This window comes from Bacteroides sp. 3_1_23 (assembly GCF_000162555.1).
In the GTDB taxonomy this organism is placed as follows: domain Bacteria; phylum Bacteroidota; class Bacteroidia; order Bacteroidales; family Bacteroidaceae; genus Bacteroides; species Bacteroides ovatus.
Window position 1 is genome coordinate 461,839 of record NZ_GG774952.1, and the last position, 17,061, is coordinate 478,899.

Consider the following 17,061-nt stretch of genomic DNA (forward strand, 5'->3'; position numbering starts at 1 on the left):
ATTCGATAGGGTGCAATATATTCAAATGTGATACTTTTGTGGCGTTGGATAATGCCAGCTTGTACTTGAGTTTTCTTTGGTTAGGTGTGTCCGCACACACTTTCATTTGGTAGACCGGGTGCTGTGTAATCTTTATTCTAATATAATAATTATTGTGTAGTATTATGAAAGACAAATATCCATATAATAAATAAAAGATAACATCTTATTGGAGAGAAACAATATATTTTCCCCAATTAATTAAGTAGTGAGTAAAACCTTGATAATTAACCAATTTAATTTTATTCTAGTTATGAAAAATTTGCAGAGTAGGACAAAAGTGCGGTTGCTTCAGTCGTTCCTTTTGATTTCCTTGAGTCTCTTTTTCCTTGTCAATCCGGCTTATGCTCAAGGCGGGTTTGCAGTGAAGGGAGTTATTGTGGATAAAACAGGATTTCCTTTGCCTGGCGCCAATGTGATGGAAAAGGGAACATCTAATGGAACAATTACAGATTTAGATGGTAATTTCTCATTGAATGTTTCGAAGAAGGGAGTTACTTTGACTGTATCATTCATGGGATATACCCCTAAAGATGTGGTAGTGAAAGATAAAACAATGAATATTACGCTTGAAGAGAACTCTAAGCTATTGGACGAAGTAGTGGTAGTGGGTTACGGTACGATGAAAAAGCGTGATGTAACAGGAGCTATTACTTCCATCTCAAGCGAGGCCATTGAGCAAAAAATGGCTACTAATGTTTTTGAAGCATTGCAGGGTACTACTGCCGGTGTACAGGTGGTATCCGGTTCCGGACAGCCCGGTGAATCTTCTTCTATCAAAATTCGTGGTACTTCCACTTTTTCTGCCGAAGGTGTGACTCCTCTTTATATTGTAGACGGTGTTCCTTTGGAAAGTATCGATGGTATCAATACCAATGATATTACTTCTATGGAAATTTTGAAGGATGCCGCTTCTGCAGCTATCTACGGTTCCCGTTCGGCGAACGGTGTGATTATTATCACTACTAAAAGTGGGCAGGAAGGTAAAGCCCGTATTGATATCAAGTATAATCACTCGTGGGGTACATTGTCTCACAAGGTTCCACAAGCAAACCGTAAAGAACGTTTGTTGTACGACCAGTACCGTAAAGAGTATTTTGAAACATACGGCGGAGGTAATCCGGATGAAAGTAGTGATATACTGAATGATCCGTTGAACTCTTTCTTTAATGTGGATAACGATTATCTGGACATGATTACAAGCACTGCACAAAAAGATCAGGTGGATATCAGTGTAGGTGGTGGTACAAAGAAACTGAAATATTTCATCAATACCGGTTATTATAATGAGAAAGGTATTATTTCCAATACAGGTTTCCAGAGATTAAATACTCGTATCAACTCCGATTATTCACCGACAGACTGGATGAATATGGGTAGCCGTATTTCTTTGACTTATTCTAAAAAGAAAGGTCTGAATGAAGGTACTTTATTGAGCGCAGTGTTGACTCGTCGTCCTTATTTCAATACTTATTATCCGGATGGCTCTTTGGTCGGAGTGTTTAACGGTCAGAAGAACCCTATTGCGCAGGTCAATTATACCACCGACTTTACTGATTCTTATAAGGCTAACTTCTTCCAGTTCTTTGAAATCAAATTCAACAAGTATTTGAAGTTTAGAGCTAATATTAATGCCAACTTCTATCTGGATAAACGCAAAAAACTCGAACCGAGTCTTATCACCGATGAATGGCAGAAACAGAATAAAGGTTATTCTTATAATTACCTGAACTGGAACTGGATGAATGAAGACATCCTTACTTATGCACGCAAAATAAAAGATCATAATTTTACGGCCATGGTAGGTGTTAGTGCACAGCAGTGGCGTTATGAAAACGAAACATTTGTGGGGATAAACTCGTCTACAGATTTTATCTATACAATGAATGCTTTTGCCGCAAACCTGGATTTGTCATCTACAGGCTCCACATTAAGCAATCACTCTATGGCTTCCATTTTTGCCCGTGTGACTTATGATTATAAAGGAAGATATTTGCTCAATGCCATTATGCGTCGTGACGGTTCTTCTCGTTTTGCCAAAGAGAACAAATGGGGTAATTTCCCTTCCGTATCTGTGGGATGGCGCTTCTCGGATGAGAAATTCATGAAATTTTCGAAAAAGTTTCTCGAAGATGGTAAGATCCGTGCAAGTTTCGGTATCACGGGTAACGAAGCAATCGGCAACTACGACTATATCTACTCTTATTCTCCGAATTCTATTTATGACGGAGTGGGTGGCGTTATTCCGACTCGTATCGGTAAAGACAATCTGAAATGGGAGGAAACTAAACAGTTCAACCTTGGTTTGGACTTGAATTTCTGGAATAGCCGTTTGACGATTACTGCCGATTACTACGATAAATACACAGACGGTTTGTTGGCAAACTACCAATTACCTAAGGAGTCTGGTTTTGCATATATGAAAACCAATGTCGGTGAGATGAGCAACCGCGGGTTTGAAATTGCCGTTACCGGTGATATTATCCGCACGAAGGATTGGAAATGGAATGCTTCTTTCAATATCTCCAGAAACATCAACCGTATTGAAAAGCTGTCTGAAGGTAAGGCATATATGGAAGGTGATATCTGGTGGATGAAGGAAGGTGGCCGTGTGGGTGACTTCTACGGATTTAAAAGCGCCGGTGTCTTTGCATACGACGAATCGAATGCTTTCACTGATAAATGGGAACAACTGACTCCGGTGTTTGAGAATGGTGTATTCCAGTACAAATATTTGTTGGATGGAAAAGAATATACAGGTAATATTCGTCAGAAGACGTTGCCGAACGGCAAACCGTTCCGTGGTGGAGATTACAACTGGGAAGAACCGGAAGGAACCCGTGATGGTGTGATTGATGATAATGACCGTATGGTGATCGGTAATGCCATGCCTGATGTAACCGGTGGTTTGAATACAACGGTGACTTGGAAGAATTTGAGTTTATACTTAGGATTCTATTATTCATTGGGAGGACAGATTTATAATGCAGCCGAACATAATCGTAATATGTTCAAATACACCGGAACTACTCCTTCACCGGAAGTCATCCATAATATGTGGTTGCATCCGGGTGACCAGGCAATCTATCCGCGTCCGTATAATGATGATTACAACAATGCCCGTATGGGTAACTCGTTCTATCTGGAAGATGCTTCCTTTATTCGTTTGCAGAACATACGTGTAGCATACGATCTTCCTGAAAACTGGATAAAGAAGCTGATGTTGAAGAATATAAATATCTACGCTTTTGTAAACAACGCCTTGACATGGACCAACTATTCGGGATTCGATCCTGAATTCTCTACCAACAATCCTCTGCAGGTAGGTAAAGACTCTTACCGTTATCCGAGAAAGAGAGAATATGGTATTGGTTTTTCTGCAAACTTTTAATTGAAGATATCGTATGAAGAATATAAAATATTTTGTTGGAGCTGTATGCCTGGCTCTATCGTTGAATAGCTGTTCAGACTTTCTGAATGAGGAACCGGTAAGTGAAATTCCGGCAGGTGACATGTGGCAGACTGCCCGTGACGCTAAGGCAGGTATAAATGAAATCTATGGATTGTTACGTTCCACTTTACGGGAGAACTATTTCTATTGGGGGGAGTTCCGTTCGGATAATGTAGCTCCCGGAGCACCGGTAATGGCCGATCAGGCACGTGTTATCAACAACCTAATGTCTACGGATGAGAAATGTGCAAAGTGGACGACTCTGTATCAGATGATTAACCAGGCAAATCTGGCTATTAAATATGTTCCTAATATCAGTATGCCTGATGTGGCAGACCGAAATGACTATCTCGGACAAGCTTATGCATTGCGTGCTTTGGCCTACTTCTATGCTATCCGTGTTTGGGGAGACGTACCTTTGTTTACAGAACCTACTGAAAAGTATTCGGAAGCCATCTACAAAGAGCGTACGGATAAAAACTACATTTTGGAACATGTCATTCTTCCGGACCTGAAGAAAGCGGAAAGCCTGATTAACCGTAACAAGAATTACGAACGCAAACGCATTTCTATCTGTGGCGTATGGGCCATCATGGCGGATGCTTATATGTGGGCTAAAGAATATAATCTGGCCGACCAGACCATCGATAAGATGGCGACTATCGCTTCTAAAAAGGGCGGTCGTTTTGTAGACTTCGAACCTAACATTGCTACTTGGCATACCATGTTTACGGAAGAGCTGACTAATAAACCTTCTGATGATACACCGGAAAATGATGAATATAACTCCAGAGAGTTTATTTTCCTTGTTCATTTCAACATGGATGAAGTCGGCACGAATGGTTACAGTTACATGTATCAATGGTTTTCCGGTTCAGGGAATCGTGCGGCAGTCATGTCTGATAAGTTTATGAGTATCTTTGATGAAAAGGATATGAAAGGTGATTTACGCAAAGATTATACGGTGAAGAATTACCAAAATGGAAATGAATTGCGTAAATATATGGCAGGTGACATCAGTAACTCTTTGAATAAGACATGCGAAGTAGCCTATCCAATCTATCGTTACACAGATATGATGTTGTTGCAAGCTGAAGCTCGTGCTCATCAGGGAAAATGGGGGGAAGCTTTGGATTTAGTAAAAACTGTACGTGACCGTGCCGGATTGAATACACTGACTGAAAATGATTTTGCTTCAGAAGAAGAGGTAGTCAATTATATCTTGCGTGAACGTCAGGTGGAGTTAGCTGGCGAAGGACGCCGTTGGTTTGATTTACTGCGTACCGAAAAGTGGAAGGAAGTGATGAAACCTATTAACGGAATGGAGCAGGATGGCAATGAACTTTTCCCGATCCACTATTCACATATCTTGGAAAATCCGAAGATTGTGCAGAATACGTATTATGGTAATACTAACAACTAAAAAAGGTAGAAGCAATGAAAAAGACAATATTATATAAGACTCTTTTCTTTTGTTGGACAATTTTGGCATTGACCGGTTGTGATCTGGACTTGCAAAAGAACTATGATTATGAGCCTTCGGTGGATGATCCGTATGTAAAAGTGACAGCGTGGGAATATTTTCAGGATCACAAAGATATGTTCTCGGAGTTGATAGCAGCTATTGAATATACAGGCTTAAAGGACTATTATACCCAGACTGATAATAAATATACTTTTCTGGCTTTGAATAATGCCGGTATGCAGCTTTATCGGGAGAATGAATTTGCAGGCGTAGCTTCCATTACAGATTGTGATAAAGAAAAGGTGAAGAATATGTTGCTTTATCATATTGTAGATGGAGAATATAGTTCTTATGGGCAATTGCAGGTAGAACCGATGTTCGTCTTAACTATGCTGAAAGGTGAGACTGGATTGATGACAATGTCTGTTTGGAAAAATCCATGGCAGGCTGCAGTAGGTAAGATTCTGGTGAATCAGACCGGAAGCAACGGAAAATCTCCGCAACGACAAGCTAAGACTAGCAATATTCTGCCGACAAACGGTGTGATTCATATATTTGAGAACTATTGCAAATATTCCAAATAACCACAGTTAATTAAAAAGAGAACTAATTATGATTCGTAAAATATATACCTTATTAATATTAGGACTTTGCTTGGGCTTTGCTGCCTGTGGCGACGATAATGATGGATTGGATCCTAATGCAGCGGCTCCTGTGATTAATTTTCCTATGGAGCAGCTGGACGTTGATTTGAATAAAGTAGACAATCTGCCGGTAGTGGCTGTTATTAAATCACAGGCAGGGCTTCAGAGCGTGACAATGAAATTGCAGACGGTGGAGGGAGTGACAGAATATAAAACTGTAACCGACTTTTTCAATCCCAACTCGTATAGCTTGTCTGAAAACTTGGAGTACAATGCAAATTATGAAGCTTTTATCATTGAAGCTACAGATAAACTGAATCATGTTACGAGTGGGACTTTACCAATTGCTGTTACCGATGTAATGGCACGTCCTGTCATTACATTCGATCCGGAAGAGATTGTATATGATGAGATGGATGAAAATCCGGTAATTCCCCGTACTACTTTCGAAGTTGTTTCGGAAGCCGGCTTGAAGGTTGTGGAAGTGTATTTGGTATCTGCCACCGGACAGGAATCAAAAGGAAGTGTGGAACTGAATGGCAAAAAGGATTTCTCGTATGACGAGATGATTAATTACAAAGAAGGCGATAAAGGTTTCAAAGTAAAAGCAGTGGATATATATGATAATGTGACCATTTCAACTTTACCTGTGGAATATAGAACAGTGCCAATACCTGTATTGACTTTGCCTGAATTGCCTATTTTTGCTACAACAGATGCAAAACAGGGAGTGCCGGTGAAGGTCGAATCTGTACGAGGAGTTCACGAAGTAATTATTTACCGTATTGAAAACGGACAGGAAATCGAAGTCTTACGGGAACAGAAGAATGGTGAGAAACAATTGGATTACACTCCGGAAATTGATTTTACTGAAACTACGTCTCAAATTAAAGTGGTGGTTTCTGATGGGAGAGTGGGAAAAGAAGCTGTCGGAACTGTGAAAGCATATGTAAATATGGATGTTGCCACAGTGAATATATCTAGTAAGACTTTTGCTAATAGTGCGCACGAAAAATATCCGGATGCTTATGGTTTGTTATCTTTCAAAGATTTAAAAACGTATTCTGTTGATTATGCATTAGCTAGTGCGGATAATGCGAAGAATGTTGATTTGAAATTCTATTGTATGGGAAAAGGTAAGGACGTTCCTTCAGAGCCTCGTCTGTATTCTATAAATGCTACAAAAACAAATGAATATACAGGCTCCGGTGGGGTATCTTTGAACACCGCGGCTGTGAAGAATAAGACTATGATAGCTAAACTTTCCGGCTTTGATTATGATAATGCAACAGTTACTTCTATAGCTTCTGAAATATCAGCTAGTTTGATTGTGAAAGAAGAACTGATTCCTATAGCGGAGGGAGATATTATTGCCTTTAAAACAGCATCGACTTCTGCAGCAGGTGGAAACAGAATCGGAGTGATGAAAATCATTAGTATGACACCATCTATTGGTGAAGGTGTACTGAAGCCCGGAGATACAACAGCTCGTGTATTAACTGTTGAAATCAAATTCCCTAAGAAGAAGTAAGCAGGGTAGTATTACCTACCGCCTGAAGTCTTAATAGAAAACTTCTTTTCTATTAAGACTAAACTTCCCTTTCATTGGGAGTAAAGTTGTTCTCTGTCCGATACAAACTATAAACGAAGCTTACGTTTTTATAAATGCAAGTTGCGTTTATAAAAACAAAACTTGCAATTATAAAAACAAAGCTTGCGTTTATAGTTTATAATAAGGATAAAAGAAGTTTGCAACAAGGAGGAAGGAAGTTCTCTCCTAGTGGAGGATAATTTTTCTATTAATAGCCGACGCGAGAGTTATTAACAGCTATCCCGGTGAACTAGAGTATACGAAAGATGCGATTGATAACAAATACGATGGTTAAGTAATAATGTGCAGTAGCTGAAAGTAATATGAGAAAACATATAATATATAGGTATTTCCTCTTTTTATCTTTGGTCGGACTGATGCAGTTGACGTTTAGCTGTTCCTCCTCTTCCAACGAAATAGAACCTTTGAAACCGGAAGGAGAAGATGCTTCTTTGGAAAAAGATGAATATACTTTTATGAATGTAGAATACCGGAAGTGGCAGAACGGAACTTTCCAGGCATGGATAACGGCAGATTCAAGGGAAACACGTACCATTGATAATATGAATTGGTATACTCCCTCTTCGGATTATAGCCGGACTGCATGGGGAGGACGAATCGGTTTACAGCCTTCTTCTGTGGTTGGAAAAGAAGGCTTTTTCCGAGTGGCTAATTGTAGAGGCCGTTTTTATTTGCTCGATCCGGATAATGGAGCTGTTATCATTCATGGAATTCAGCATGTTCGTCCGGGAGAATCTACTGCTCATAAGAAGGCTTTCGGTACTCGATACGGTAGTGAGGCGCAATGGAGTGAAGAGACTGGCAAACTGTTAGCAGACAATCATATAAACTATATTTCGTATGGCTCGAACCGTATTGAAGTATTTCCTGCTGCAGTACGTGGTAACTTGTTGACCCCTAAGACGCAAAAGATTGCTTATGCAGAGAATCTGTATCTGCTTCGTACCTTTATGTGGGATATGAGTAGGAATTTGGGCTATGCGTTTGATGATGACAAATATAATCGCTTAGTTCTTCTTTTTGAACCCACATTTGCTACGTACATAGATCGTCTCGTACAAGAAAAGTCAGCTTTATTTGCCGGTGACCGGCATTTTATCGGTTTCTATCTTGACAATGAATTGCCATTTGCCAGTTATCAGAATGCTGACCCTTTGCGAGGAATTGATCTGAAACATTTCTTGTCTTTGCCCGAACGCTATAAAGCTGCTCGTGAGTATGCCGAAAAGTTTATGCGGGATAACGGTATAGCTTCTACCGGAGTGATAACCAAGAAAAATCAGGAAGACTTCCGGGGGATGGTTGCTGATTATTATTATCAGTTGACCACCGCTACCGTCAGACGATATGATAAAGAGCATTTGATATTGGGAACACGTCTGCATGATTGGAGTAAATATAATCAGAAAGTGGTGGAAGCGTGTGCTCGTTATTGCGATCTTGTTTCCGTCAACTATTATGCACGTTGGCAACCGGAGGCAGATTTCTTGGCAAACCTGAAAATCTGGTGTGGAGCGAAACCTTTTTTAGTTTCAGAATTCTATATAAAAGCGGAAGATGCCAGTTATCAAGGAACTGGATATGCTAATACTGAAGGAGGTGGCTGGCTGGTGCATACACAAAAAAATAGAGGTGAGTTTTATCAGAACTTCTGTCTTCGTTTGCTTGAAACTCATAACTGTGTGGGCTGGGTACATTTTGAGTATAATGATGGTTACGATTCTAACGGAAAAGCTTCTAATAAAGGAGTGGTTTCCATCGAATACGAACCTTATGAATCTTTTCTGTCGCAGATGCGGCAGTTGAATCTTTCAGTTCATTCATTGATCGATTATTACGATACAAAATCGGTTCAATAGATTGACGGAAACTTTAAATAGACAAATTGAATATTTAGAATTAAAATAGTTATGACCATGAAGAAGTTTAGTTTATTTGCAATCCTTTTAGGATTTAATATAGCTTTGGGAGCATGTTCCGATGATGATGCCGCTCCTGTAGTAAAAAATGAAATCTTTCAACTTCCGGAAAAGGCTTATGTACTGGCGGAACAATCCAGACGGGCTATTGTCATCAGAGATGCGGAGACGCACCGCAATATTTGGAGTTGGGATCCTTATACTGCCTGTGTTCCTGCTGCACAGCAGGGTTGGTTTGTTAATCCGAGTGAAGTGAAACCGGTTTTCAATAGACGCTATATCTTGATGACTGCCTCCGGCGGAGCTGTGGCTTTAATCCGTTTGTCCGATCATAAATTAATGTTCTATGCAAACTGCGGACAGAATCCCCACTCTGCGGAGGTATTGCCCGATGGAAATATCGTGACGGCAGAATCTAAATCCGGTGAAATCAATACCTTTGTGGTTGACACGGTTAAGGTATTGGGAGCAAAAGCTAATACGGTGAAGTTGGGTAATGCGCATAATGTTGTTTGGGATAAGAAAAGATCGTATCTTTATGCTACAGCTACCAAAAAAGAGGGAGTGACTGCATTATTCCGTTTTAAGTACGATGGCAACCGGAGTAATCCCAAGTTAATAAATCAGACTACCCTTTATACATTCAGCAATGAATCGGGTGGGCATGATTTGTTCCCGGTATATGGTGAAGAAGATAAATTATGGCTTACTGCTGCTTCGGCTGTCTATAAGTTTGATTTGACTGGAGTTACCGACGCTACGACTAATGACTCTGCCGAACCTACTTGCGAGAAAGTTTACAGCATAGCCGATATAAAAAGCATCTGCAACGGACCGGACGGAATCCTGATGCTGAAACCGACTGAAGAGTGGTGGGCAGAAGGACTTGTAAATGAGGAGGGAGAAGAACTTTTCAAAATGGACGGAGCTAAGATTTATAAAGGTCGTTGGATGATAGACAATACTTTCAGTTATCCGGAAAAGCATGATTTCGTATTGGGCGAAGATTAAATTAAGTATAGCCGAAGATTGATAAAATATATAAGTTGAATAATTAAGTTTGGAACAATGAGGAAACTTCTTCTTTTTTTATTGGTATCTATCGCATTACCGGCTTTGGCGCAAAACGGAAAGAAAGTGTATGCCGACTTCCACGGTGTACGTTATACCCGGCAGCATGACGGAAAGTTGGGCCGTTGGGAAATGTATGCCAATACGGAAAAATCAAGTACCGGAAGGAAGTCGCTGTGTTATAATGCCGATCTGATAGACAGCGAAGGACGGCATGAGATAGCGGCAGTGGCTTATCCCCAAGTCGGAATGCAGTCCAATCTCGATCCCGATTATATCGAATATCAGATATTGTCGGCAAAAGCGGCTAAGATAGATGGATTCTTTATCGAATGGGGGTTCAAGCCTCACGAAAATGACATCTTGCTGCGTGAGATGCAGAAAGTGGCAGCAAAGTATGACTTTGAAATCGGCGTAAACTGGTGCGACGGTTGGTTATATTATGACTGGATTACGAAGATTTATCCGGAAGTTAACACCCGTGAGGCAAAGACCGAATACATGGCTAAATGTTATCAATATCTGGTAGATAGTGTCTTCACAGGTCCGACTGCTCCTATGGTGAAAGGAATGCCTGTTTTTTATCATTTCGGTCCCGGAGCGAAAGTTGATGAATACAAGAAAGTGTTATCACAAGTGAAGTTTCCGCAAGGAATGAGGCAGCCCGTTGCCTTACGCCGTTGGGCGGATTGGGGAAAACTGGAAAATGATAAATACATTCCCGTCACCCGCAGTGATGATATGGATGCTTGGGAAAAAGTGGGAGAAATACCGACTGCATGGCTTCCTGCCCGTGTTCGCACAAGAGATCAGGCACATGCTGAATGGGATAATTATGCCACACAGGATGATGTTATTGAGTTTATGAAACCTTTCCGTGATTCAATTTGGCATAGTAACAATCCTGCTTATACCATTAAGTCGGGATTTGCCATGCCGGGAATGGATAACCGGGGCTGTGCAGGCTGGGGACGTGGACACTTCTATTATATCCCACGTAACAATGGAGAAACTTATCAAAGTATGTGGAAGTTCTGTATGGCAGAGAAGGACAGCCTGGACATGATGTTTATCGCTTCGTGGAGTGACTATACCGAAGGACACGAAATAGAGCCGACCATTGAAAACGGTGACCGTGAACTACGTACGACTTTAAAGTATGCGGCGGAATTCAAAGACGAACAGGCGGACGAGCGTGGATTAACCTTACCTTTAATGCTTTTCCGGCTGCGAAAAGAAGCCCGTTTCCTGGAAAAGACGAAGATGGACGTATCCGCTTGTCAACGTTCGCTCGATAAGGCAGCATTGTTGATTAGCCAGGGACGTTATTCGGTGGCAATAGGCTTGTTGTCACAAATAGAAAATGATGTCAAGACGGCAAAATCCGCTTTGGCGGTTGAGATGATGCGTTTGCGTGAGTCGGACATGAAGATTCAGGGAAAGCGAAAATCCGGTGGTTACAGTGCCGAAGAAACTCTCTCTATCTCTTTGCCCAAAGAGCTGGTTTCCAAATTACAAATGAATAACTATGTAGGGTATCTCTATTTTGAATACCTGGACAAGGGAAATGAATCTCTTTTTATACGTTCATCTACACAGCGCGAACCGAAAGAACCGTTTAAAATTGTATCCCGGATACGTACCGACAATACAGGTGAATGGAAAAGCGCAAAAGTAGAATTGTATAAGGATAATATCATGAATGGATTCAATATGCCTACTTTCTATTTAAAAGGAAATGTCGTAGTTCGTAATTTGTCATTGGGTTATACGATCTACACAGTCAAATAAATGCATGGATGAAGAGTTTTAATTGGTTATTAGTTTTATCTGTACTATCCTGCATCGGATGTTCCTCTCCGGTTCATGAAGACGGTAGGGGATGTGCTTTCGTATCTGACAGTATTCAATATCGGGTCGAGTTTATGTCGGCGGGGTGCGTGCGGATTCTGTCTTTTCCTGAAGGTGATACACTGGTAACAAGAAGATTGGTGGTCGATTCGGAAAAGCCGGCTTTTAAAGATTATAAATGGGAAGATACGGGACAGAAGCTGGTCTTTCGCACCCGTGAACTTTCCGTAGTTTTTGATAAGGCAGATGTGGCTTTCACTTTTCAGGAAACATCCACAGGTAAGTTATTACTAAAAGAGAAAGGGGATAGAAAGGCACGGAACTTCAAACGTTCGGTTGCCGGAGGTGAACAATGTCTCGAAGTCACTCAACGCTTTGTTCCTACCGAGGATGAGGCCATTTACGGACTGGGACAGTATCAGAATGGAATCATGAACTATCGGGGGAAATCTGTACTTCTGTTACAGGCCAATATGGATATTGTCAATCCGTTCCTTATTTCGACCAACGGATACGGTGTCTTATGGGATAATTATTCTTCTACGAAGTTTGAAGATACGAAGGAGGGCTACTCATTTACTTCCGAAGTAGGTGATGCCTCCGACTATTATTTTGTCTATGGTAAGAATATGGACGAAGTCGTTGCCGGTTATCGGGAATTGACGGGGGACGTGCCGATGTTTGGAAAATGGGTGTATGGCTTCTGGCAGTCCAAAGAACGTTATAAGTCGTTCGATGAATTGAAGGCAGTCGTTAAAGAATACCGTAAACGGGGAATTCCGTTGGATAACATTGTGCAGGACTGGGAATATTGGGGAGACAAACCTCATTGGAACAGCCTGACCTTCCATCCGGCAAACTTTAATCATCCCCGTCAGGTTATTGATGAACTGCATCAACAGGACCATGTTCATTTTATGCTTTCCGTATGGCCCGGATTCGGACCGGAAACGGCTGTCTATCAGTCTTTGGATTCTATCGGTGCATTGTTTAGCGAACCTACATGGGCGGGTTATAAGGTTTTTGATGCCTACAATCCTGTTGCACGGGATATCTTCTGGCAATACCTCAAGAAAGGACTCTATGATATGGGCGTGGATGCTTGGTGGATGGATGCAACGGAACCATCTTTCCGGGACGGATTCACACAGCTGAAGCAGGAAGAAAAGACCAAATCGGCAGGTAATACTTATCTGGGTAGCTTCCACCGTTATCTGAACACTTATTCTTTAGAAATGCTAAAGGACTTCTATCAACGCCTGCGCGCCGAGAGCGATCAGAAGCGTATATTTATCCTAACTCGTTCCGCCTTTGCCTCGCAACAGCATTATGGTACAGCCGTATGGTCGGGTGACGTTTCGGCTTCATGGGAGAATATGCACAAACAACTGGTTGCCGGCTTAAACTTGTCTATGTCCGGTATTCCGTATTGGACTTCCGATACGGGAGGATTCTTTGTCACAGAACGGGATGCAAAATATCCCGACGGACTGAAAAGTAATGATTATAAAGAGTTATATTCCCGTTGGTTCCAGTTTAGCGCATTTACTCCTATCTTCCGTGCTCACGGTACGAATGTGCCGCGTGAAATTTGGCAATTCGGTGAAGAGGGGACATTATCTTATGATAATCAAGTGAAGTATATCCATCTGCGTTACCGTCTGTTGCCATACATTTACTCAATGTCCCATCAGGTAACCGCCAATAATTATACCATGTTGAGAGGTTTGGCAATGGATTTCACAACAGATACCCGGACATTTGATATTGATAATGCCTATATGTTCGGTACTTCCTTATTGGTGCGTCCGGTATTTCATCCGCAATCGGAAGAAAAGAACATCTGTATTTATCTGCCGGAACACAGTGGTAAATATTGGTATGACTTCTGGACCGGAGAAGCTTTTGAAGGAGGAAGAGAACAAATGCAGACAAATATCCTCGACATACTTCCGCTCTATGTGAAGGCTGGTTCTATCTTGCCTTTGGCAGAAGTGAAACAATATGCGATGGAATATCCCGATCGTGAACTGGAATTGCGTATCTATGGAGGAGCGGATGCTGCTTTTTTATGGTATGAGGATGAAGGTGACTCCTACCGCTATGAAGAGGGCATATGTTCGAAAGTGCCGATGCAATGGAAAGATTCGGAACGGACATTGACTATTGGACTGCGTGAGGGAACTTATCCCGGTATGCCGGAACAAATAAAAATGCATGTGAAATTATATCTGCCTGAAGGTGCAGCTCTTGATAGCAAAGAGTGCGTCTACACAGGTAGAGAAGTGAAAATAAAGTTTTAATTATAAGTATATATCGATTATGAAGAAGTTTCTCTATATTTTTATTCTATTGTTTATTGTGGGATGGGCACAGGCGCAACAGCGTGTGGTATACACAATCAACGACGGATGGAAATTTACAAAAGGATCTCCGTTTGAAGCGCAGCTGGCCGGCTGTGACGACTCTTCTTGGGAGACGGTCAATATACCTCATACATGGAATAATAAAGATGCAGACGACGAAACTCCGGGATTTTATCGGGGACCGGCTTGGTACCGGAAACAATTGTTTGTAGATAAAAGCCAGGAGGGACGTCAGGCAGTGATCTATTTTGAAGGAGCCAATCAGGAAGTACGATTCTATCTGAACGGTCAGTTCGTGGGAGAACACAAAGGAGGGTATACCCGTTTCTGTTTTGACATCACTTCCCATTTGCGTTATGGACAGGAAAACCTGTTTACCATTTATGTGAACAATGTCTATAACCCTAATATTCCTCCCTTATCTGCCGATTTTACTTTCTTTGGCGGTATCTACCGGGATGTCTATCTGCAGTTTATGAATCCGGTGCACATTGCAACGAATGATAATGCTTCGTCAGGAGTTTATATCCGTACACCCGAAGTGAACAACTCCGCAGCCTCGGTAGAAATTACTACATTACTGACGAATAATACACTTCAACCAGCAGAAATCAGGGTGGAAAATGTAATCTGCGATGCGGATGGTAAGGAAGTGAAAAAGACTCATGCGGAAATAAAGCTGGCATCCGGTGAAACAAAGACAGACATCTCTAAAAAGATAAAAATAGATTCGCCCCGTTTGTGGGATATAGACGATCCTTATCGGTATATGGTATATACGCGTATTCTCGATAAGAAAAAGGGTACTTTGCTGGATGAAGTGGTGAATCCGTTAGGCTTGCGCTGGTTTAAATTTGATTCGGAAAAGGGCTTTTTCCTGAATGGCAAAGGACGTAAACTAATCGGAACTGCCCGGCATCAGGATTATTTTCAGAAAGGAAATGCCTTGCGCGACGAGTTGCATGTACAGGATGTACTACTGTTGAAAGAGATGGGAGGGAACTTCCTGCGTGTGTCACATTATCCCCAAGATCCTGTAATCATGGAAATGTGTGATAAACTGGGTATTGTGACTTCGGTTGAAATCCCCGTTGTCAATGCTGTTACGGAAACTGAAGAGTTTTTGCAGAACTCCGTTGAGATGGCTAAAGAAATGGTACGTCAGGATTTCAACCGCCCTTCTGTTATGATTTGGGGGTATATGAATGAGATTTTTCTGCGTCGCCCTTATACCGAAGGCAAGCAATTGGAAGATTACTACCGCTTTACTGAAAAAGTAGCCCGTGCCTTGGAAGCGACCATCCGCGAGGAAGATCCTTCAAGATATACCATGATGGCTTATCATAATATGCCTCAATATTACGAAGACGCCCATCTGACCGAAATTCCGATGATTCAGGGGTGGAACCTGTATCAAGGCTGGTATGAGCCGGATATCAATGAGTTTCAACGTTTGCTCGACCGTGCCCATAAGGTATACAAGGGAAAAGTGTTGATGGTTACGGAATATGGACCGGGAGTAGATCCGGGACTTCATTCCTACCAGCCGGAACGTTTCGACTTCTCACAGGAATATGGTTTGGTGTATCATAAACATTATCTCCGTGAAATGATGAAACGTCCGTTTATTGCCGGTTCCAGTCTGTGGAATCTGAATGATTTTTATTCCGAATCCCGTGTCGATGCTGTTCCTCATGTAAACAATAAAGGAGTTGTCGGATTAAACAGGGAGAAGAAAGATGTTTATTGGTTTTATAAGACAGCTTTGTCACGTCGTCCGATACTTGTTATAGGTAATCGGGAGTGGAAAAGCCGTGGGGGAGTGGTGAATACTGCACAGAAAGAATGTATTCAGTCTGTTCCTGTATTCTCCAATGCGGAAGAAGTAGAGCTGTTTGTGAACAATAAGAGTCTGGGGAAGAAAAAGGTGGAAGATAATTATGCTTTGTTCGATGTACCGTTCGTTAGTGGGGAGAATCTCCTGGAAGCGGTTGCTGTGGCTGGTGATAGCAAATTGCGGGATATGCTCCGGATTCAGTTCCAGTTGGTAGGCTCACAGTTGAAAGACGAAGCAATCCCATTTACGGAAATAAATGTAATGTTGGGTTCTCCGAGATATTTTGAAGACCGTACAGCAAATGTAGCATGGATTCCCGAGCAGGAGTATAAGCCCGGTAGCTGGGGATTTGTAGGCGGAACTTCTTATCGTCGTAAAACAGGATTCGGCAGTATGCTTGGTTCGGATATTGACATTCTGGGAACGGATATGAATCCAATCTTCCAGACTCAACGTGTTGGAATAAAATCTTTTAAAGCTGATGTACCGAATGGAGAATATTCCGTATATTTGTACTGGGCAGAATTGGAGTCGGACAAAGAGAGGGAAGCGTTGGTTTATAATCTGGGAGCTGACTCGGAACAGACGTTTGCCGGAAACCGTAGCTTCGGAATTTCAATGAATGGAACGACTGTTTTGGATGATTTCAACATAGCTCGTGATTACGGATATGCCCGTGCTGTTATCAAGAAGTTTGTAGTAACGGTGAAGGATGGAAAAGGATTGAGTGTTGACTTTCATAAAAAAGAAGGAGAACCTATTCTGAACGCTATCCGTATTTATAGAAACTATTAATCATAAACACT

Annotated in this window: 9 protein-coding genes; all 9 read left to right on the top strand. The window is 41.6% G+C overall.

The window, feature by feature from the left end; all coding sequences use genetic code 11:
* Nucleotides 1-292 precede the first annotated feature (292 nt).
* The gene (locus tag HMPREF9010_RS09765) at nt 293-3,430 is read left to right on the top strand and encodes a SusC/RagA family TonB-linked outer membrane protein (protein ID WP_032852748.1); all 3,138 of its coding nucleotides are present in this window, start codon (nt 293-295) and stop codon (nt 3,428-3,430) included.
* A gap of 13 nt (nt 3,431-3,443) precedes the next feature.
* On the top strand, nt 3,444-4,913 hold the full coding sequence (locus tag HMPREF9010_RS09760; protein ID WP_004310457.1) for a RagB/SusD family nutrient uptake outer membrane protein: 1,470 nt from the start codon (nt 3,444-3,446) through the stop codon (nt 4,911-4,913).
* A gap of 14 nt (nt 4,914-4,927) precedes the next feature.
* Nucleotides 4,928-5,539, top strand: coding sequence for a fasciclin domain-containing protein (locus tag HMPREF9010_RS09755; RefSeq protein WP_004310456.1), 612 nt, complete (start codon nt 4,928-4,930; stop codon nt 5,537-5,539).
* Between the two features lie 28 nt (nt 5,540-5,567).
* Nucleotides 5,568-7,130 carry a hypothetical protein gene (locus HMPREF9010_RS09750; protein WP_004310455.1) on the top strand — a complete coding sequence of 521 codons (1,563 nt, stop codon included), beginning with the start codon at nt 5,568-5,570 and terminating at the stop codon, nt 7,128-7,130.
* A 383-nt stretch (nt 7,131-7,513) separates the two neighbouring features.
* Nucleotides 7,514-9,070 carry a hypothetical protein gene (locus HMPREF9010_RS09745; protein ID WP_032852749.1) on the top strand — a complete coding sequence of 519 codons (1,557 nt, stop codon included), beginning with the start codon at nt 7,514-7,516 and terminating at the stop codon, nt 9,068-9,070.
* 57 nt (nt 9,071-9,127) lie between these two features.
* Complete coding sequence (locus HMPREF9010_RS09740; protein WP_032852750.1) at nt 9,128-10,141, top strand: DUF6528 family protein; 1,014 nt, start codon at nt 9,128-9,130, stop codon at nt 10,139-10,141.
* Nucleotides 10,142-10,198: 57 nt separating this feature from the next.
* Nucleotides 10,199-11,992 carry a glycoside hydrolase family 71/99-like protein gene (locus HMPREF9010_RS09735; RefSeq protein WP_008649676.1) on the top strand — a complete coding sequence of 598 codons (1,794 nt, stop codon included), beginning with the start codon at nt 10,199-10,201 and terminating at the stop codon, nt 11,990-11,992.
* A gap of 8 nt (nt 11,993-12,000) precedes the next feature.
* Nucleotides 12,001-14,355, top strand: coding sequence for a TIM-barrel domain-containing protein (locus tag HMPREF9010_RS09730; RefSeq protein WP_032852751.1), 2,355 nt, complete (start codon nt 12,001-12,003; stop codon nt 14,353-14,355).
* 19 nt (nt 14,356-14,374) lie between these two features.
* Nucleotides 14,375-17,050: a glycoside hydrolase family 2 TIM barrel-domain containing protein gene (locus HMPREF9010_RS09725; protein ID WP_008649678.1), complete on the top strand. Its 2,676-nt coding sequence runs from the start codon at nt 14,375-14,377 to the stop codon at nt 17,048-17,050.
* The last annotated feature ends 11 nt before the right edge of the window (nt 17,051-17,061 follow it).